23 protein-coding genes are annotated in these 19,475 nt (G+C 63.9%); 18 read left to right on the forward strand and 5 right to left on the reverse strand.

Features of this window, described 5'->3' with window-relative positions:
* Positions 1–106 precede the first annotated feature (106 nt).
* A complete protein-coding gene (locus ACLP9N_RS12305; protein WP_442407667.1) occupies positions 107–469 on the reverse strand; it encodes a hypothetical protein in 363 nt (120 codons plus the stop codon).
* A gap of 45 nt (positions 470–514) precedes the next feature.
* On the opposite strand from ACLP9N_RS12305, the gene ACLP9N_RS12310 reads away from it, so the two are divergent.
* The 12 genes from ACLP9N_RS12310 to ACLP9N_RS12365 all read left to right on the forward strand — a co-directional run bounded on the left by ACLP9N_RS12310 (position 515) and on the right by ACLP9N_RS12365 (position 8,668).
* Positions 515–829 carry a hypothetical protein gene (locus ACLP9N_RS12310; RefSeq protein WP_442407668.1) on the forward strand — a complete coding sequence of 105 codons (315 nt, stop codon included), beginning with the start codon at positions 515–517 and terminating at the stop codon, positions 827–829.
* A 370-nt stretch (positions 830–1,199) separates the two neighbouring features.
* The gene (locus ACLP9N_RS12315) at positions 1,200–1,679 is read left to right on the forward strand and encodes a hypothetical protein (RefSeq protein ID WP_442407669.1); all 480 of its coding nucleotides are present in this window, start codon (positions 1,200–1,202) and stop codon (positions 1,677–1,679) included.
* The gene (locus ACLP9N_RS12320) at positions 1,676–2,047 is read left to right on the forward strand and encodes a hypothetical protein (protein WP_442407670.1); all 372 of its coding nucleotides are present in this window, start codon (positions 1,676–1,678) and stop codon (positions 2,045–2,047) included. The genes ACLP9N_RS12315 and ACLP9N_RS12320 overlap by 4 nt, the downstream gene beginning before the upstream one ends.
* 132 nt (positions 2,048–2,179) lie before the next feature.
* Positions 2,180–3,706, forward strand: a complete 1,527-nt coding sequence (locus ACLP9N_RS12325) for a terminase large subunit domain-containing protein (RefSeq protein WP_442407671.1) — start codon at positions 2,180–2,182, stop codon at positions 3,704–3,706.
* 12 nt (positions 3,707–3,718) lie between these two features.
* Positions 3,719–3,982 carry a hypothetical protein gene (locus ACLP9N_RS12330; RefSeq protein WP_442407672.1) on the forward strand — a complete coding sequence of 88 codons (264 nt, stop codon included), beginning with the start codon at positions 3,719–3,721 and terminating at the stop codon, positions 3,980–3,982.
* Between the two features lie 165 nt (positions 3,983–4,147).
* A complete protein-coding gene (locus tag ACLP9N_RS12335; protein ID WP_442407673.1) occupies positions 4,148–4,483 on the forward strand; it encodes a hypothetical protein in 336 nt (111 codons plus the stop codon).
* 4 nt (positions 4,484–4,487) lie between these two features.
* A complete protein-coding gene (locus ACLP9N_RS12340) occupies positions 4,488–4,796 on the forward strand; it encodes a hypothetical protein (RefSeq protein WP_442407674.1) in 309 nt (102 codons plus the stop codon).
* 55 nt (positions 4,797–4,851) lie between these two features.
* Entirely contained in the window at positions 4,852–5,523 is a 672-nt protein-coding gene (locus ACLP9N_RS12345) for a hypothetical protein (protein ID WP_442407675.1), read from the forward strand.
* Complete coding sequence (locus tag ACLP9N_RS12350) at positions 5,520–6,353, forward strand: hypothetical protein (protein ID WP_442407676.1); 834 nt, start codon at positions 5,520–5,522, stop codon at positions 6,351–6,353. The genes ACLP9N_RS12345 and ACLP9N_RS12350 overlap by 4 nt, the downstream gene beginning before the upstream one ends.
* A complete protein-coding gene (locus ACLP9N_RS12355; RefSeq protein WP_442407677.1) occupies positions 6,350–6,970 on the forward strand; it encodes a hypothetical protein in 621 nt (206 codons plus the stop codon). Before ACLP9N_RS12350 ends, ACLP9N_RS12355 begins: the two co-directional genes overlap by 4 nt.
* Positions 6,971–7,859: 889 nt before the next feature.
* Positions 7,860–8,045, forward strand: coding sequence for a hypothetical protein (locus tag ACLP9N_RS12360; RefSeq protein ID WP_442407678.1), 186 nt, complete (start codon positions 7,860–7,862; stop codon positions 8,043–8,045).
* Positions 8,045–8,668, forward strand: coding sequence for a Fic family protein (locus ACLP9N_RS12365; protein WP_442407679.1), 624 nt, complete (start codon positions 8,045–8,047; stop codon positions 8,666–8,668). The genes ACLP9N_RS12360 and ACLP9N_RS12365 overlap by 1 nt, the downstream gene beginning before the upstream one ends.
* Positions 8,669–8,813: 145 nt before the next feature.
* Here the strand turns inward: ACLP9N_RS12365 and ACLP9N_RS12370 are convergent, their stop codons facing one another.
* Together ACLP9N_RS12370 and ACLP9N_RS12375 are read right to left on the reverse strand one after the other, a co-directional pair.
* Positions 8,814–9,998 carry a tyrosine-type recombinase/integrase gene (locus ACLP9N_RS12370; RefSeq protein ID WP_442407680.1) on the reverse strand — a complete coding sequence of 395 codons (1,185 nt, stop codon included), beginning with the start codon at positions 9,996–9,998 and terminating at the stop codon, positions 8,814–8,816.
* 33 nt (positions 9,999–10,031) lie between these two features.
* Positions 10,032–10,262 (reverse strand): helix-turn-helix domain-containing protein, encoded by a 231-nt coding sequence (locus ACLP9N_RS12375; RefSeq protein WP_442407681.1) that lies wholly within the window; start codon positions 10,260–10,262, stop codon positions 10,032–10,034.
* A 320-nt stretch (positions 10,263–10,582) separates the two neighbouring features.
* Between ACLP9N_RS12375 and ACLP9N_RS12380 the strand changes: the two genes are divergently transcribed.
* The 3 genes from ACLP9N_RS12380 (at position 10,583) to ACLP9N_RS12390 (ending at position 14,627) form a co-directional block, all read left to right on the forward strand.
* Positions 10,583–10,813 (forward strand): hypothetical protein, encoded by a 231-nt coding sequence (locus ACLP9N_RS12380; protein WP_442407682.1) that lies wholly within the window; start codon positions 10,583–10,585, stop codon positions 10,811–10,813.
* A gap of 2,365 nt (positions 10,814–13,178) precedes the next feature.
* Positions 13,179–14,018, forward strand: a complete 840-nt coding sequence (locus ACLP9N_RS12385; protein ID WP_442407683.1) for an SDR family oxidoreductase — start codon at positions 13,179–13,181, stop codon at positions 14,016–14,018.
* Positions 14,019–14,021: 3 nt separating this feature from the next.
* The gene (locus tag ACLP9N_RS12390) at positions 14,022–14,627 is read left to right on the forward strand and encodes a PaaI family thioesterase (RefSeq protein ID WP_442407684.1); all 606 of its coding nucleotides are present in this window, start codon (positions 14,022–14,024) and stop codon (positions 14,625–14,627) included.
* Positions 14,628–14,644: 17 nt separating this feature from the next.
* Here the strand turns inward: ACLP9N_RS12390 and ACLP9N_RS12395 are convergent, their stop codons facing one another.
* Positions 14,645–16,093, reverse strand: a complete 1,449-nt coding sequence (locus ACLP9N_RS12395; protein WP_442407689.1) for an FAD-dependent oxidoreductase — start codon at positions 16,091–16,093, stop codon at positions 14,645–14,647.
* 145 nt (positions 16,094–16,238) lie between these two features.
* Positions 16,239–16,841, reverse strand: coding sequence for a TetR/AcrR family transcriptional regulator (locus ACLP9N_RS12400; protein ID WP_442407685.1), 603 nt, complete (start codon positions 16,839–16,841; stop codon positions 16,239–16,241).
* 192 nt (positions 16,842–17,033) lie between these two features.
* Between ACLP9N_RS12400 and ACLP9N_RS12405 the strand changes: the two genes are divergently transcribed.
* The 3 genes from ACLP9N_RS12405 to ACLP9N_RS12415 all read left to right on the forward strand — a co-directional run.
* On the forward strand, positions 17,034–17,837 hold the full coding sequence (locus ACLP9N_RS12405; protein ID WP_442407686.1) for an IclR family transcriptional regulator: 804 nt from the start codon (positions 17,034–17,036) through the stop codon (positions 17,835–17,837).
* A 101-nt stretch (positions 17,838–17,938) separates the two neighbouring features.
* A complete protein-coding gene (locus tag ACLP9N_RS12410; protein ID WP_442407687.1) occupies positions 17,939–19,153 on the forward strand; it encodes a Rieske 2Fe-2S domain-containing protein in 1,215 nt (404 codons plus the stop codon).
* An 18-nt stretch (positions 19,154–19,171) separates the two neighbouring features.
* A partial coding sequence (locus ACLP9N_RS12415; RefSeq protein ID WP_442407688.1) for a CoA transferase occupies positions 19,172–19,475 on the forward strand: 304 nt, incomplete at its 3' end.

The raw sequence follows: 19,475 nt of genomic DNA on the forward strand, positions 1-19,475 counted from the left end.
CAAGTCCTGGCGGCCGCTCGCCGCGGCGCAGGCGCAAGAAAAACACGCGCGGGGCGATCTCGCGCCTTCTTCCCTTACGGTCTGACTGGCGCCGGCGGCGGCGCCCCTACCGCCGCCGCGCCGTGACCCCGAGCAGGTCGCCGAGGCGGTCGAGCGCGACGCGCAGGCGGTCGACGACGACGGCGTCGGCGCGCCAAGGGGTGACGATCTCCGGCGCCAGGGCGCGGCAGTCGCGCACCCCGCCGCCCTCGATGACGATGCGCGTCAGGATCGGCCAGGCGGCCTCGCCGGCGCGCTCCTCGGCCACCCTGAGCTTGTCGCGCGCGTAGAGCGCGGCTTCGCTCGCCGGCAGGCCGGAGCGCGGACCGAACGCTTTCGAGCCCACCGTCTCCAGGGCGACGGCGCGCAAGGCGTCGAGCTGGGCGCGCTGGTGCAGGCGGCGCAGCGCCTCGCCGATCAGCCAGCGCACGTCGTTGAGCTTGGGACCGACCGCACTGTGGCGCTGGTTAGGCGCGTGCTGTCATCCGAGCGATTCAAGACCTACGCCGCACGCGGGCACGCCGACGAGATCAGGGAAGGCAGCAAGGCATCAGCGCACGTCGGAGCGGTTGCGAAGGCATCAGATCGTGTTCTCGGCTGGCTACGGAACAAGCCGGGCGGGACGACCGTCACCGAGAGAAACCTGTGCGCCGACGTGCTCGGACGGCAGGAACGCGGTTATGCCGCCGAGGTGCTCGCCGCCCTGGTCGCCGACGATGGCGGCCTGGTCGAGGCGGGCGAGAACCGCAAGGGAAACATGACCTATCGGCTGAGCGACCCGCAGCCGTAGCAACCAAGACACCGGCCGCTGTGCCGTCAGCTAACGCGGGTCCGCGAATCGTGGAAACGTGGGCAATCGTGGGCAGGTCTATCCCGTTACGCGAACGCCTCGCGCACGCGCATATGTGCGATACCTCAAATATCTATCTCTATCAGTATTTATAGGCAGATTATCGAACGACTGTTCGATTCTCTCGCGTAACGCCGAAATGCTGCCCACGTTTCCACGGTTGCCCACGATTCAGATATTGCCCACGGTTCGCAGACCGTCGAGGCAAACACTGGCTGGGGGAAGCGGTGGCAGGATCACCGCCTGCCCGCTGGTAATTGACGCCATAGTCAAAATTTCCGGCTGCACCCACTGCGGACAGGATGAGGACATGCACACGATGCGGCTGCACGAGTCCCGACAGCGCGCCCGCGAGGTCGTGCGGATGCGCGGCGACGGCTACTCGTGGAGTGAATGCGCCTCGGCGCTCGGGTTCTCCTCACGCGGTGCCGCCGAGCGCGCGTTCAAGCGATGGCACGAGCGGCTCGCGCACCCGGACGACCCGGCGACCGATAGGCGGATGCTGGTCGAGTCTGCCAAGGGTGACATGTGGGAGCTGACCGAGGGTCTGCGCCGGGCCGCTGCGGCGGGCGACGACGAGAACGTCCAGCGGTACGCCACGACCAAGACACGGGTTCGCGACCAGCTCGCCCGGCTGCAAGGTGCCTACGCGCCCGAGCGCGCCGAGGTCGCCTTGACGGCCAGCCTCGACGTGCCGTCCATCCGCGCCAAGGCATTGGAGATCGTGGCGGCCCGAGCGGACAAGTCCATACCGGCGATGCCCACGATTGACGCGGAGGTGGTCGAGTGAGCGATCAGGTCATCGTCACCGACGCCGACGCGATCAACGCGGCGGCCGACATGATCGAGCAGATTACGAGCGGTTCCCTGTCGGCCGCCGAGGTGCAACGGCGTGCCCTCGACGCCGCACGCGAGCTGATCTGTGTCGCGGGCGTCGGACCTGATAGCCCGTTGTGGGAATTGCACGGCGACATCACCCGTCAGCACTTGGCCGATGGCGGTGTGTCCTGCGCCGAGCAGATCGAGTGGTACGCCTGCCAATTCCGCCGCGAGATCGACGCCGGAGGGCATCCGCCGCGCTTGCGTTTCGAGGACCCCGAGGCTGCCGATAACCAACCGCCCGACTCTGTTACAGAAGTGAACGCAAGTGACAATTGAGGCGATCCCGTCCCGTTCGCTGGCCCAACCTCGGCCCACTGGCACCGCGTGGCGGCGCATCGTCGCAGGTCAACAGGCTGTGACCACTTGACGCCGACTCAAGTGCGGCGACCGAAACGCGAGGATAGGGACATGACCGCGACACAGACACCAGCACCGAACTGGTCGCAACGGCTGATCGACCTCAGCGCGTTATCGGTTGCCTTGAAACGCCAGCGACCGCAGACGCCCGCCGGTCTGGCGCGGCGGATCATCCGCGACTATCGGATTACGCCGACCTCGGCGCTGATCGGCTACGAAGTGGCGAAAGCGATCCGCACGCCCAACGGCAGGCTGATCCTCTGCGCGCCGCCGAGGGAGAGCAAGACTCTTACCGCCGCGATTGCTGGCACGGTATGGGCGTTGCAACGTGATCCCGACTGCCGGGTGATCCTGACCTCCTACGCGGACAAACTTCCGCACGAGTCCAGCCACGACGCTCGCAAACTGGTCTCCGAACACCATGCGACGCTTGGGTTTTCGCTCTCGCAGGATCGGGCAGCGGTGGGACGGTGGCGAGTGGCTGACCATGCGGGAGGTCTGCTCGCGGCCGGGCTGATGTCAGGTCTGTACGGGTTCGGCGCTGATTGCTTGATCCTCGACGACATCACTAAGAATGCGGCCGAGGCGTCGAGCGAGCCGGTCCGCAAGCGCACGCTCGACGAGTTCCGATCAACTGTCTTGAGCCGTGTCCACGCGGGCGGAGCGTGCATCGTGCTCGGCACGCGCTGGTCACCGTTCGACCTGATCGGAACGCTACTGGCCGAGGAGTCTGACCGCTGGCGCTACGTGAACGTCCCGGCTCTGGCCGAACCGCAGAACGGTATTCCCGACGCGCTGGGCAGACCGCAGGGCCAGGCGATGACCTCGGCGCTGGGCCAGACCTCGACCGGGTTCGCCGAGATCCGGCGCTCGCTCGGCTCGCGCCGGTTCTATGCCCTCTATCAAGGAATGCCGTCGACACCCGAGGGCGGTCTCTGCAAACTGGTATGGATCGAGGCGACCCGATTGCCTTGCGCGCCAAGCAATCCGAGAATGACCGTCGTCGGTGTCGATCCGGCCGAGGGCGGCGGTCGCGGAGGCGACGATACCGGTATCGTGGCGTGCTCGATGACCACAGACGGCACGGTCGCGATCATCGCGGACAAGTCCGGGCAGTTCACCTCGGCGCAATGGGCAAGGGTGGCAATAGAATTGGCGATAGACTGCCAGGCGTCCGAGATCGCAATAGAGGCGTTCGCCGCGAGGCAGACGTACGTCCAGATCGTCAAGGACGCCATGTCGCGCTACCAACTACCGCACGCGATCAGGGTCAGCGGTTGGCCGCCCGTGGGCAGCGGGCGCGGTAAGGGCAGCGACGTTGACCGCGCCGCCGCGTTGCTGGTCGGTTTGGAGACCGGGACCGTCAAAGTCGCGGGCTTTCTGCCGGACTTCGAGGACGCGGCGACATCTTGGGAGGCTGGCGACCACTGCCCGGACTCGCTCAGCGCGGCAATCGTGGCGCATGACGTTCTCGAACACAGCAAGGGCCGACAGTGCTCGCTCGGCGTGCCATATGACGCGACCGACCCGAAACAGGTCGGGTATCTGCGGGACTGGTTAAGCCAAAAGATCGGATAGGAGATCGGACACATGATGTTCGGACGCCGCAAAGCGGTAGAGATGCTGGTCGCGCAGGCCAAGGCCCGCAAGCGCGCCGAGGCGGCGGGCACCGATCCCGATGCGACACCCGAGGCCGAGGCGGTCGAGGCGGCCGAGGCGAAGTTGATCGCGCAGCAGCGCCGGATAGCTCTGTGGGCACAGCGGCTCGACGGCGGCGGCTCTCTGTCGCCTCGGCTGCCCGGCGCGCTCGCCGAGGCGCTGGCGGTGGACCTGCGCCCGATTGAGCGGGACTAGACCCGTTCCCGTCACACCGGGGCGGGCCGTGTTAGATCCGTCCCTGCGGTTTCTGCACGGCTGCTCTGCACCCCTGCTCGGCATACTGAAACCGTCGCCGCCGGGCTCGCTCACTCGGACGGGATGGGCCGGTGGCGACGCAGACCAGAGACCGGAGAAATGACCATGACCGAGACGACGACCGAGAGGCCGCGCGACCGCAGGTCGACGCCGTTCTGGGCGCAGGCCGCCGAGCGGCAACGGTGCCGCGTCGCTGCCGAGTGCGAGGTCGACCCGTACACCTTGAAGCCGATTGCCCGTGAGCCGCGCAGTGCTCTACAGCTCGCGACGGCGCACGCCAAGACCTTGGAAGCCACCGACGACCTGCTGAGCTGCCGCGAGCGGATCGCGTTCACCAGCGCGCTGGCCGCGTTGAGCCAGGCCGAGTCCGCGTCGCGGAGCGCGACCGCGTTGGAATCCATCGCGGCGGCGCTGGCGGCGCTGGCCGACACGGCGGCCTGAGAGCATGGCTGCCCTGCATCACCCCGAAAGGATAGTGTCCTTCAACATGACACCGAGCACAGCAGCAGCTCCAATTTTCGATCCCGCCAGCCGCTCACCGGGCAGTTGGGGGTCTTCTGTCGCGGCCCTGCGTAGCCGAGGCGTCTCTGATGACGACCCACGCATGATCCAGGCACGGCAGGCGCTCTCCTGGTGGCGTTTCAAAAGAACGGTTGACGCAGAGGTCAAGAACGGTCTGTTTGACCGAGGATTTGCCGATGCAATTCTCGCAGCGGTCATCAAGTATCCCGACTCGTTAGACGTGACCGAATGAGCCGGTCCCGCAAACGTTTTGACCACGCGGCTGGTCGCGACCCGAGGGTGACCTTATGAGACGCCGCCGCGACGAAGCCGAGATCGACGAGCAGCGAGCCGCCGCTCGTGCCGACCAAAGACAGCGCCGACACCAACGAATGAAAGTGGTCTACGGAGCTGAGTTTGACGCCATGGCAGAGGTTTTCGATGTCTTAGACCCTATCGCCCGTCGCATCGCTGCCGAGCCGGTGCCGACCGTTTATCGCGAGGATGTGCGAGCGGTTGCGGCAGCTACACATGGGTTGGTCGCCGAGGTTTTCGCCATGGTCACGTTGTCGGACAGCCAGAAAGCGGCCAAACACTTACCGGAACGCGACCGGGGCCGCGCAGTGAAACTGCTCTGTGAGCTACCTGAGCGCCCACAACCGCCCGTGCTCGTCGACGACACGCTCACGACCGGTGACTGGCTGGCCGCGTTGACATCTCACGTCGGAACGGTGTCGGGCAGGTTGAGCGACCTTTTGCAGAACGCCCGCCCGGAGGACCAGATGCGCGGTGCTCTGTCTGTGAATCAGCGTTTGGTCAATTCGCTGCACGAGCTGGATACCGCCGCGCTGTCCCTGCAACGCCACCTCGACCGCGCCGAGCAGATCCGCGAGGAGCAGGCGCAGGCGCGCCGTCGTGGGACCCGGTCCCGCAAGACCGACGCGGTCGCTGAATTGCAACGAATGGGAGTGCGAGTATGACCGTCGAAACCGTGAACGCCGACGAGGTAGCCTGGCCGTCGAATACCCTTGCGCCTCAGCGATTTTGGGCACCGCTGATCTCGCCGTCCAGCCCTGGGCTGTGGGGCTGCACGACGTGGTTCGAGAACACTGGCCCCTCAAGGTTTTTGGAGAGCGGTCTACAGATTCGCCCGGTAGGTAACTATTCCGATGACCTGGCGTCCGGTGTGTGGTCTTCGCCGTGGTGTGTCGACCCTGGCAGCGACGAGTTCGATCTGAAGACCGGCGTGCGTGAGGACCCGAATACCGTTCCATTCCAAGCGATCACGACGTGGGCGTTCGATTCCTGCTCGCCAGAGCCCGCGACGCGCGACGAGGTACGGACAAGGGTGCAGCAGATCCATCGGATGCGTGAGCCGATCATGGCCGAGCGGTCGTTCTCCGCGACACTGCTGGCCCGTGCTGACGTGATCGCAAGCGCACCGGATTTGACCGCCGCCCTCGGCTACTTGGAAGGCGCTCTCGCCGAAACCAATTCGCTCGGCGTGATTCATGCCTCGGCGCAATGGACATCACCCGCAGCACAGGCCATGCTGTTGGTCGGCAGCGGCTCGGCACCCAAAACGCCAGCGCGCCATGCCTGGTGTTTCGGTGGCGGGTATGTCAAAGGTTTGTCCGATGTGCTGGTGGCCACCAGTCCGGTGTACGGCTGGCGGGATCAGGTCGTGTTGCGCGAAGTCCCGTTGACCGCAGAGGACTCCGAGGTGTTCGCGGTCATCGCCGAAAGATCGCTCGTGATCGGTGTCGAGAAAGTCATCGCGGCGGTATCAATCGCAGGTGAGTCGGCATGATGACCAGCACACAGCGCAGCGCCGTCGACCGCCTCGCAGCGTTGACCTTCAAGAACAAGGACGTGCCCATGTCAGTGCTACAGAATTTGATCAAGCACGAACATCAACGAATTGCCTTGGCATATCACGAATCTGGTCATGCAGTAGTCGGCGTGCTGCACGGAGCCACGTTGTGCGATGCGGTGATCACCGATGGCGACCGCGTCGGTGACGGGTTCAGCCACCCGACCGGTGAGACCAGCTTCGACGACTTGCCCGAAGGTCACGCAGCGCAGATCGCGTATTCGGGACCTTATGCGCAGGCCCGTGGCGTCGCGAAACGGCGGCCGAACCTGCGCGAGCTGCACGCGGCATTCGACGGCGCTGGACGTGTCGATCAAGATCAACTGTGCGCCAGCGGCGAACGTGCCGCCGGTGCCGACGTGGTGCCGCTGCTACTGCGATGCTGGCCAGCGGTTGCGACGATTGCTAGGCAGTTATTTGACGGCGGTTGCGTCGGCCACGCCGACGTGTGCAAGGCGTTGTCAATCCCGGTCGCCGACAACGGTCCGTGGCGCTCGGCGATCCTGGCAGGGTCAGCGCCGAACAGTTTCACCATCGTGCGACCGGTCGGCTAGACGGCCCCAAGGATCTCCGGTCGGTGGGTTGGCACACCCTCCGGCCGGGACGCCGCCCGGTCGAGGTCCCAAGCCCGCAGCGTGAGGATCTCCCGGCGGTGGCATCCGTCGATCTCAGGCGGCCTTTCGGCGGCCCTTACACGCCAGAACGCCCCGGCCAGTGGGAGAACACCGGCACGGGGCGGCCCTGACATTCACATCACCATATTCACCGCGAACCAAACGTGTCCCCGAGAGGACGGGTCCAGCTTATCGAGCGGCGGTGCATTCCGGGGCATGTCGGCAACGCCGAATCGGTTAGGCGGTCTAACGAGTGATGTACGGTGGTCACGATTTCACGGCAGCACCGCAGCACGGCTCGGGAGCGGTTGTGTCGGCGGCCTTGTCCAGTGGGCCAGCAGTGGGCCAAGACAGGCACGAACAGGACCGAACAATACGGCACAGTCTGGACATTCGACCCGCGCTGACCTGCGCTTTCTGGACATATCCGCACAGTGGCGCACACACCTAAGTTGACTGGGGGTCAAGTGGTCGCAGGTTCAAATCCTGTCAGCCCGACTAAAGAAATATGCTCTAAGCTGGTAGTTCGCTCTTCGGCTGATGTGCACGCGTGTTCGATCAGCCCCTAGATTGTCACGGGTTGTCACAACTGTTGCGAAACTCCTCGCTTCGAGGAACCGCCTTAACTCCGTGATGCGCTGTCGTCCATCTCGTGTACAGCGCTCCGCGAGATGGCTCCGACCATAGATGACTGCCCTCTAAGTCACGGCCTAACGGCGCTTGATACCGGGGGAACTGACCGTCGATGACTCTAATGACCCGTTTCTCGCAATACGCCGTGGTCGGGCGTTCCGTGCGCCGGTAGCATTACTTGCCGAGGAGGTGGAACGTGGAGCGCCAAACGTCGAAGACAGCTGCCAAGAAGGTCGTCGTCAGGAAGGCGGCCGTCAAGAAGGCCGTCGCCCGGGCCACCAAGGCATCCGCCAAGCTCGAGAACCGCGAGGTTCCCGCCGGCTACGTCCGCCCCGCTGCGGTCGCGAGCTATATCGCCTCACGGCAAACGCCCAAGCGCTAATGCCCCTGGCGCCGGGCTACGGCGAAACTCCACTTCCGCATGATGAACTCAGCCTTCTCCTTGACGAGGCCGTCCAGATCCTTGACGAACCCATCACCCGGGCCGCGGTCTACGACCTCGAACAGGGCTTCCAGAACCAGGTGTCCGATGAACTGATGCCTGCGGCGATCGAGGGCTCTCTACCGCTCGATGAGCTGCTCAGCGACCGTTTCGTGCGTGATCTTCATACCCGGCTCTACGGCGCTGTCTGGGTATGGGGCGGCCGGTGGAGAAGAACCGAAGTCAACATCGGTGTCGCACCCGAACGGATCGCCGTCGAACTGCGTAACGCAATCGAAAACATCGCCTACCGATGGGAACACACGGACGATTGGACTGCCCGCGAACTCGGAATCACCGTGCACGCCGAGACCGTCCGGATCCATCCATTCACGGATGGAAATGGACGCACCACAAGGCTTCTCGCCGATCTGGTGTTTGCCGCCACCCAGGACCCCACAGAGTGGCAGTACGACTGGAACGTCGAAAAGCAGCGCTACATCGAACTGCTCCGTGCCTTCGACGTTCACCGAGACGCCAGCGAGCTTGCCGCTTTCGTCGGAATACAAGCGATCGAGTCCTGAGCGTCAAAGAATTCCTGCGCAGACGGGAGCCCACCCGTCTGCCCGATTTGTGGCGACGCGGTCGTTCTTGCCCGACTCAACCTCTCGCCAAGATCATCATACCTATCGTGCGCAGACCTTGACCGGTTTGCCCAGATTAGGGTCTTCACGCCCGGGTGGTCCGCCGATTGAAGCTCTCTGCAGCTTCCTTCAGCGCATCAGGCTGCGAATGGACGTACGTGCGCATTGTGAACGAGACATCGGCGTGCCCTAACCACGCTGCCACCAACACAATTGGCACTTTCTGAAGGGTCATCAATGTCGCACAGGTGTGGCGGGCGTCGTGCAGGCGAAGTTGAGGGACATCGAGATCGGCGATTGCGGCGGCCCACAACTTCGATAGCGTCGACGGATGATAAGGCTCGCCAGCCTCATTGCACACGACATATCCCAAGTCGCTATAAGCGCTTCCGAGATAGAGCTTTTCGGCTGCCTGACGTGCCTTCGCCGCCTTGAGCTCAGCCAGTAGCGGAGCAAGGAGAGGGAGCGTGCGGTTGGAGGATTCGGACTTCGCCTCATCGGACTCGACGGCTTTGCCCTTGATGTCGAGGCGAGTTCGGCCGATCCGGATGACCTTGTTTTCCAGATCGATGTCTTCCCAGCGCTGTCCGGCGATTTCACCACGCCGCATGCCGGCCAGGGCCATATGCCAGGCGTGGCGGTTGCGGTCTTCAGCGAACTCATTCAGCACAACTGCGATCTGGTCGGCGGTAAAGGTTTGTGCGCCTCGGGCTTTGCCCGATACGCGGTCCACAAGAGTGGCGACGTTACGAACAAGTAGGCCCTCGGCGACCAGCTGGTCCAGGACTTGGCGAAGCGCGGTCAGCATGTAGTTGCACGATCTCGCACTCCAAGCCTTGCGGAAGCGACCGTTCGATCGTTCGAGACCGCCTGCCCGCAGCTTGACGATCACGTCATCCATGTGGCGCCGAGTCAGCTTCTGGACCGGGATGCCGCCGAGCTCACTTCGTATCGGTTGCAGCACATACTCGTAGCCCGCCGCACTCGTCGGTTTGATTTTGTGACGCGACGCGAGCCATTCGGCGCAGGCTTGCTCAACAGTCAGTGTTGTTGGTTGAACGTAGGTTCCCGAGGCGACTTTGCCCTGCACCTCCGCGAGGGCTTTACGTGCCTCCTGTTCCGTGTTGAAGCGGCGGCGGAGCTGCTTGCGTTTCCCATCGACATACCCCGTGTCCACGGTGAGTTGGTAGCGCACCGCAGTCTTGTTGCTGCCGCGCTGTTTGACCTCTATGCGACGTATTTGTGGTGGAAGCTGGCGACGTTCGGCCATAATCGGACCTCGGTTGCGGTGGGGAACTGACGATCAGGATGCAAGACGCCGGTGCTGTTCGATGAACAGCGTGAGATCCTCTGATCTAACTCTGCGGCTACTCCCAATCTGGACCCATGTAAGTTCACCACTGTCGAACAGCCGGTACACCGACGAGCGACTGATTCGCAACGCATCGACGACGTCCTTGACCGTGAGGAGTTGGGTGCTCGCCTTCGGAACCGGGTGTTCGACTGGACCGTGGTCTGTACCGGACGTGATCATCGCTCAAATATACGAGGGCCCGACCCTGCAGCGCGACGGTCACGAGAAATTCGTTGGTGTTTGTCGCGGCGCGTTGTTGAATGACGAAACCTACTGCACCGCAGAAGTTCCCGCTGCTTCTCGACGAAGTGCTACTTCGCGAGAAGTCTTAAGCCGTCATACAGGACGAAAATCGCCGTGGGCTGTGGCATAGCTGGCGACTCAGCCCTTATCGTCGAGCGATGGCGAGACGTACAGGTCCTCTGCTTCCGCACAGTCAACTGAGCTCGGTTCCGTCACAGCCGACCTTCATCGAGGCTGCCCGCAAGAGGGCCGTGCTATTGACCGACATTGTGTGTCACCTCGCCAGGTACCGGATCGCGCTGGCGAAGTTGGCTGAGTTCGAACACCGCCAGAGAAACCCGGTTCGGGCGGGCGACCTGGAGGACGTCTACCTCTCTGCCGCCGGCATCAACGAGCAGTTCGTGATCGATGCTGACGATGCGCACGCTCTGTGGCGCAACCTAAAACGATTGCAGGAATCGGCGTCAGGCAGATCACCTGAAACTTGATTCGTACGGAATAGTCGAAGCGTCACAAACCACCCGAACCCGTTTGGCGATGTGCGGCAAAATGTCTGCAAGGCCGTCGCCGAGGCTGCCGATTGGTACCACCGGCAGTCCGTGTCGGGCGGGCTCGGGAGACCTCGTCGCGACTGGTGCCTAACGGTCCAACCGGTCGTGTTAGGGGTGGGGCGATCTATCGAGATGCGATCAGCTCGCAGCCAGGTTCGCCTGCTGCACAAGCTCGCCGTACGCATCGATGTTCAGAGCGGCACGGTTCGATTTATGGAGTCGCACAGGCAATACGCAGATGCTCAGCGCGAAGTGCCATACGTGATTATCTCGGACCGATTCGAGCTGGCGGCCTGCCACGTGTCGGCCGCGAAAAGCGTTACGGCTGCACCCAGGAGCCCAATCTCCGAGACAGCCTATTAGGTGCTTAGACGGGTCATTCACGCCCGTTTGCCGCGTGGCACGTCGGGTGCCGCGCCCCGCCCCGTGCCAAGGTGGCGACGACCGGACCCTGGCTCACGCCGTCTGCGCTCCAGTGTCCACCTACGCTGGCGACGAGGCCGCCGGAAACCGGTGATCAGACGAACCAACATTCCTTCAGCGGGGCTTAAACAACGCCCGCATTCTTGGAAAAACGGGCCAGCATACGAGGCGACTTTGGCCGGCTCGCCTCGGCCCACACATATCTGTTTGCTTCCCTGATGTTGGCTCCAGAGATGAGATCGCCAAGGTCCGCGGTCAGCACGTTCGACCTGTTGAATTCGTCGACGAGGCCGATCCCAGGGGTTAGCAGGTCGCGTACAAATGGCCGCCCGAGGATGATCCGAACCGGTCGTCAGAGGGTTCGCAACTGGCACGGATTTGACGGCGTTGATGTTGGACGACATGGAGAACACGCGGGGAGTTCGTCAACGCGCACGGCCAGCTTGGAGGGGGCATTTCGTGGGCGCCGACACGGGGCTGGCGAACTCCCAAACCTCCCGAGTTCTTCGCGTGTAGCTGAATTAATCAGCCACGGAAGCAAACTGGTCGATGTGGTCCACAGGCTCTACGTCAGTCTGTCGACGCGGCGATTGGTTGGATCGAATCGGTAATGTCGAAATGCACTATCGCGCGGTGAAAGACATCGGTCACAAGCCGGCTAAATGTCATGGGTCGCTTCGTGTAGAACCGGCACGCCGTCGCCAGATTAGGCCCGGCGAACTGGATTGCTTTTAGGCAATCCCCGTCGTGGTGGCGACTGCACACCTTTCAACAGCACTCGGATCTGCCAGCACGGCAAGACGGTGTTTGGCTAGTAGCGCGAGGCATTCGGCAGTAGAACCCGCGCAAGTTCGCGTGCCGCCTGCAGCACGCGCTTGTCGAGCTCTTTCCTGCGGGCGCGGGCAGTGAGCTCAGTAATTAGGCGGGCACAGCTTCCTGGATCGTTGAGGAGATGCTTTTCGATGTCGTCGGCCGTCGGCGGACGAGCCACGAAAACGGGCTGCAGTACGGCAGGGGAGCACCGTGGAACTTCGACAACCCGGACGGCGACTCCGGTCCGTTCGGCGGCAACTCGCTCCGCATGTGCCGCCCGCCGGCAAGCGGTCGAGCACCAGATTCTTCGTCGCCCCCGGCGGGGCCCATCGCCGGGTAGAGGGCCGCCGACCGGCAACCCACAACGGGGGCAAGCAGCCTCTGTTGTTGGGGCGTTCACACTCGCCAGTCTAAACGTCATGACGAAATGTTGCGGTTCCGAGACCTGAGTGCAAAAGGTGTGATGGTCGACGAAGGGGCTGATTAGGGCCACCACACCGGCGTCGATTAACGCCGCTCGCAGCTTAGCCATGGAGCTGCTGCTCCAATGTGATTGGGGTGCTGGGAACGTGTGTCCTCGCGCGACGGTGTCTCAATGGTGGCCGCCGCTTGCGTCGCGTCGGTGGTGCTCTTCCGTTTCGCGCCCGCTTCGCTCATGGCTGCGGCGAACGCGCGACAGGTCGCGAACCGGTGCACTGGTTCTTTGACCATCGCCCTGGCCAGCACACCATCGATCGGACTGAGATCGGGTCGCACAGTTGCCAGGCGAGGTGCCGGCGATGACAAGTGATTCCCGATCACTACGGCGGGATTGAAATTAACGAACGGCGGTACCCGGGTGAGCAGATGAAGGCGGCCCGCCGCGACCACACCCAATCGCTTCCCCGGGCTGGCACGGCCTTGGCCTTCAGGCACGCTGACCCCTCGTAGTCGTCGCATGGCCGTCTGGTGGCGCCTCGTGTTCCACCCATCGGTCGCAGATCTCCCTGCAGCGGTCGATGGTGGCACGATCGTGGCGTCGACTTGACCACCCGTCCTGCACACAACCCGTCGCAAGGAGATCGCCGTGGGCACCTATGCCGTCACCGGAGCAGCCTCGGGAATGGGACACGCGGCCGCGCAGAAGTTGCGCGACGCCGGACACACCGTGATCGGCGTAGACATCAAGTCCGCTGACGTCGTCGCCGACTTGTCGACGCCCGAGGGGCGGAAAGAAGCCGCCGATCGCGTCCTGAATGCCGCGAATGCGGCACTGGACGGTGCCGTGCTGGCAGCCGGTCTCGGCCCCGCCGCGCAACCCGATCGTTCGCGGAGAATCGCCCAGGTCAACTACTTCGGTGTCGTAGATTTGCTCGAGGCATGGCAGCCGGCTTTGGCGGCAACTCCCAAGGCTAAGGTCGTCGTTTTCTCGAGCAATTCCACGACGACCACACCGGCAGTTCCGCGGCGTACCGTTCGTGCGTTGCTCGCACACGACGCCGAAAAAGCGGTGCGCTCCGTACGCTTTCTCGGCCGGATCGCTCCGGCGCTAATGTATGCCGCGTCAAAGATCGCCGTGAGCCATTGGGTCAGGCTGACTGCGGTGACGCCGCTGTGGGCGGGTTCGGGTATCCGCCTGAACGCTCTGGCCCCGGGTGCGATCTTGACGCCTCTTCTAGAAGAGCAGCTGTCGAACCCGAGGGAGGCGAAGGCTGTTCGATCGTTTCCAGTCCCCATCGGCGGCTACGGCGACGCCGGGCAGCTTGCCGACTGGGCCATCTTCATGCTCTCCGATTCTGCGGACTTCCTCTGCGGCAGCATTGTCTTCGTCGATGGCGGATCGGACGCCTATTTCAGAGCTCGTGACTGGCCGAAAGCCGTACCAGCCTACCGATTGCTTTCATACCTCAAGCGGTTCAGGGCGTAACCGATGGGTGGTGCCGGCATGCGTGAGGTGTTCTCGGCTGCAAGAGAATTGGTCACCGCAGTCCGAGGACTCATGGTGGTCGCGTCCATCACCGACGTGGACGCACCGACGATGCACAAAGCGACTCAGCTGGTCAGTTGCGCGCACGAGATGCTAGCTGCACGGGTATTGGCCAGGGGTCGGCGAGAGCACCTGGATCGCAGCGCCATCGCACGGTTGCGCGGTGGTGAACCGTGGGAAGTGTTCACCCACAATCCCATGGGCATACCCCTGCGGATCAGCGCCTCCGAAACCGAGGCGACGGCAACCGTGATGACCACCGCGCTGTTCGAGGGTCCGCCGGGGATAGTCCATGGCGGATTCGTCGCGGCGATGCTAGACGCGCTGCTGAGCACTCTCGTTCAGGCGCAGGATATTCGGGCAGTCACCGTGCGGCTCGATGTTCGGTTCCGGCGAGCGGTCGCGACGGGCACGCAACTTCACCTGCGGGGCACGGTCGAAGCGGTCGAGGGCCGAAAGGTCCGCGCAGTAGGGCGGATTCGCGCCGACGACGATCTCGTCGCAGAGGCAGAAGCACTGTTCATCACCATCGCCGGCGAGCCCGATTGACAAGCGGCGCAGCCGGTTCAGTCCTTTGCGGCCGCAATACCGGCGCGGCGGCCGAAGAAGCTGCCGTCACCCAGTGAAGCTCCACTGACATAACCGCCCGCACAGATGCCCGACGTGCAGCGGCCCGCTGCATATAGTCCGGGAATCGGATTCCCCGAGACATGCATCACCCGCGAGTCGACATCTGTTTTCAGCCCACCGAGCGTGAAACCGGCTGTGCAACCGCATAAGTCGTAGCCGGCAAGCGGTGTCCTAATCGGCTTCACCCATTCGGGTTTCTTGCCGAGCAGCGGATCCGAGCCGTACGAGGCATGCCGGTTGTAAACGGCCACTGTCGCTCGCAGCGCACCTGAGGGCAGGCCGATTTCAGCCTCGAGCTCCTCGACGGACTCCGCCGCCCATGTCGGCGGCCGACGGATCGGCACGGCGGTCTTGCTGTCCAAGGCCTGTTCCAGCGACTCCTCGTCGATGATCAGGTAGGCCTCATTGTCCTGCTGGATCAGTGTGGCCTGACCCATACGGCCTGGATAGGTGTCCTCGGTGATGTAGCGTTGCGCACGGCCGTTGACCAGAATGCCGCGGACCACCAGCTGCGGATCGGCCAAGAACGCGACTTCTGTAGCGTCCATGTGGGCGGTGTCGGCCCCGAGCGCCTGGGCCACCCTGATGCCGATGCCGTCGTGCTCCTCGATGGCTGCCGCGGGCCGGCCGATCAAGCGCGGAGCGTGCGCCCGAACCATGCTGTCGTTGTGCGCGAAACTCCCGGTGGCCAAGACCACGCCCCGCGTGGCGCGTATTGCGAGCTCTTCGCCGTATTGCGTTGCGATGACACCGACCACTCGGCCGTCCTCGTCGATGATCAATCGCCGTAACCGGGTGTCGTATTCGACTCGGACACCGAGGGTTTCGGCAGTCCCGGCTAGCGGCTTCATCAGCATGAATCCGCCGCCCTTCTCGCCGGTGCGCTTGTGTTCCATCTGCGGCAGATGCCCGCGAGGTGCCGGGGTGGCGATCGTGTCGAACGGCGCCGCGTTTTCCCCGCCGGAGTACATCAGGCCCTCGTCGTGCGGTGGCTCCCAGCCCGGCTCTCCCCAGAACGCCGCCCGGAAGGGTACGCCGCAGTCGACGAGCCAAGTGAAATGTTCGACGCTGCCGCGGCAGTACTCGCCGATCTTGGCGCGGTCTGCGCCCGGGCCCACGGCTGCGAGCAAGAATGCCTCCATGTTTTCCGCCGAGTCATGGAAGCCCAGGGCCGTCTGCAGCGGCGTGCCGCCGCCGAGGTAGATGATCCCTCCGGACAGTGTTGCGGCGCCGCCCCATCCACCAGTGCGTTCGAGGATGAGGACCTCAGCGCCGGCCCGGGCCGCTTCGATCGCGGCACAGACACCCGCGATGCCGTACCCCGCGACGACGACGTCTGCCTGCTTGTCCCAGCGCGCGACGCGCTCGGCTCTCTCGGGGTGCACGTCGGATGAACGGGTGCTGGACTCGGCGGTAGAGGACACGTCGGGACGCTACGACGTCGTCATGCGTCGCACAATGTCGGGTTTCAGCTACTGGGATATCGGCCGAAGATGTGGTTGATCGCCAGGGCTGGGTGGCGTTGACTGCCTATCCGCGTCGTCGCAAGGTAGACAGGATCATCTGCATCGCCGCGCGGTGCGACGCTTCCAGTTGGGCGAAGTCCCCCGAATCGATCCATTGGATGTATACCTGGCGGGCGGTCTCGATGATCAGGTGAGCCGGCAGCGTGCGCAGAAAGGGATCTTCGCCGAGATGGAAATGACGGGCGAGGAACTCGGTGATCGGCTCGCTGAGATCCTCGCCCCAGTCGAGCCAGCGCAGGCGGTATTGGGCGTCTTTGACGATGAGCGTCATGAACTTGCGGTCGAATTCCTCGACGTGGCGTTCGGCCACTTCGGTGGTGAAGGCATGGACCAGCGTGTCGACGGGGTCCGCGTTGGGGCCGGACTGCTCTAAGACTTGCAGGCTGACTTCTCCAAAGCTGCGCAGCAGCGGCATGATGACGTCTTCTTTGACCGGGAAGTGCCGGTGGAAGGTCCGCGGCGCAATGCCTACGATCTCGCAGATCCGTTCCACGGTGGCCGACGTGTCCCCGCCGGCGACGAAAAGATCTCGTGCCGTCAGTGCGATCTCGAGCCGGAGTTCCTCGGCGCGTCGCTCGGTCAACGACGGCTTGGCCGATCTGGTCACGGGCCCCTCACTTCCTTAGCCGCACTCAACATTAACCGGGCAACCCTTCTTTCGCGCGGGCCGACTTCCGGTGTGGGCTTCTGTGCTGAACCCGTGTCTCCGCTTTACACAGCCGCAACAGCGTGCTTAGACTCCTGTGTCAGATTATGACATGAAGGCATCATCTGACAACTCTGAGTCCCGGAGGTACGTATGGCAGCGATGCAGATTCAAGAGGCGCCCGCCGCGATGATCGATCGGGTTTCTACGGTGTTGGACGCCTTCATGGGCCAACGGCCCCTCACCCTCGTCGAGGTGGCGCGACGATCGAATTTGCCGCCGTCGTCGACCCATCGAATCCTGCAGCGGCTGGTGGAGCTCGGCTGGGTCGAGCGGTCTGGCTTCGAATACGGGCTGGGCATAAGGATGTTCGAACTGGGTGCACACGTGGTGCGGCAGCGCGGCGTGCATGACGCCGCACTTCCGGTGATGACGCGGCTGAATCGGCAGACCGGGTGTACGGCCTATCTCAGCACGCTGGTCGGCTCGGAAATCCTGCATCTGGATCGCACCGGCCTGTGGCCGAAAGCCGGCCCCTCGTGGGGTGTGGGGGCGCGACAGCCCGTCGAATTGACCGCGCCGGGCCGTGCCCTGCTGGCAGCGATTGCCGTGGACGAGTGGCCGGAGTTGACCTTCGCAACCGCCCCCACCTGCTACAGCGTGCGCTCGCGTGCACAGCTGGAGCGTGAACTTCAGCGGGTCCGCGACCGTGGCGGCGTCGCGGTCGACTCGCAGGGCTGTGCGCTCGGCGTCACAGTGGTTGCCGCGGCTGTCGAGGTCCACGACGACCGCGGCCCTGTCGCCTTATCGCTTTGTGGCCCAACGCAATCCGTTCGTACCGATGCGTTGGTCGCCGCCGTGAGAACCGGAGCCGCCGACATTTGGCACGGCTTTTCTGGCATGCCTCGCATGCGCAACCGCCCGGTGCACCCCGCCGCCGCCGTCGGCTTCCGCTGAATGGAAGTGCGCATGTCGCAATGCGGGGGCACTTACCAGGATGACTGCAGGGCGGCGCAAGCCGCTGCCATTCTTGCTCGACGACGAACATCGGAGGGGTGATGGCGTCAGTGGAATCGGCCGTTCGGGCGATAGAGGCTGAAGCACTGCCCGACCGCTACGCCCGAGGGTGGCACTGTATTGGACTTGCCGAGCACTTCCGTGATGGCATGCCGCATACGGTTCAGGTCTTCGGGACAAAGCTCGTGGTGTTCGCCGACAGCTCCGGGGCACTGCACGTACTCGACGGATACTGCCGACACATGGGTGGTGACCTGTCGATGGGCACTATCAAAGGCGACGAAGTGGCCTGCCCGTTCCACGACTGGCGCTGGTCGGGGTCGGGGCGGTGTGTGCAGATCCCGTACGCCCGGCGGGTACCGCGGCTGGCGAGAACCAAGTCGTGGCCGGTGCTCGAGGAGAACAAGCAGCTGTTCGTCTACAACGACCCGCAAGGCAATCCGCCGCCGCCCGGGGTGACCATCCCGCGGATCGACGCCGCCTTCTCCGACGAATGGACGGACTGGACGTGGAATTCGATCCTCATCGAGGGTGCGAACTGCCGCGAAATCGTCGACAACATCGTCGACATGGCGCACTTCTACTACGTGCATTACTCGTTCCCGACGTACTTCAAGAACGTCTTCGAGGGCCATACGGCAAGCCAGTTCATGAGGTCGACGGCTCGCGACGACATCTCATTGCGATCCAACTACACCAAGGCTGCCGGCGATAGGCAGCAGATGAACCGCTCCGACGCCACTTATTACGGCCCTGCCTACATGATCAACTGGCTGCACGGCTCGCACGGCAAGGCAGACAGTGAGTCGGTGCTGATCAATTGCCACTATCCGGTCACTCCGACCAGTTTCGTCCTGCAGTTCGGCGTGATCGTCAAGAAGCAACCGGGTAACTCCCCAGAGCTGACCCAGAAGATCGCCGAAGGCACCGCCAAGGGCGTGGAGATTGGCTTTCTGCAGGACGTGGAGATCTGGAAGCACAAGGCGCGCATCGACAATCCGCTGCTGACCGAAGAAGACGGTCCGGTCTATCAACTGCGTCGGTGGTACGAGCAGTTTTACGTCGACGTGGACGACGTGACGCCGGAGATGACCGACCGCTTTGAATTCGAGATCGAAACCGATCGCCCCAACGAGTATTGGGAGCGGGAAGTTGCCGAAAACCTCGTGCGCCAGGGTGGGGTTCCGGTCCATCCCGCCGCACAGTCGCCCGGGCACGCCGACGCCGCCACGCCGTCGAACGCGCCGGTGCGGTGACCAGATAGCCACGCCAGCATGCCGCCTCGAGTCCCTTCTCTGCTACGCGATTTCCGGGTAATCGACTTCACTACGGGCGTCGCGGGGCCGTATGCCACCAAGCTTCTCGTCGACGCTGGCGCCGACGTGGTCAAGGTCGAGCCGCGGCACGGCGACGACTATCGGCGTTGGACGGCATCCGGCACCGATCTGCACGGTGCGGACGGCGCGATGTTCTCATACCTCAACGCCGGGAAACGATCGGTCGTTGGAAACGTTGCGGACCCGCACGTCCGCAACCTCTGCGCCGGCGCCGACCTCCTCGGGGGGGGGGGGGGGGGGG

The organism is Mycobacterium sp. (assembly GCF_052144515.1).
Lineage (GTDB): Bacteria > Actinomycetota > Actinomycetes > Mycobacteriales > Mycobacteriaceae > Mycobacterium.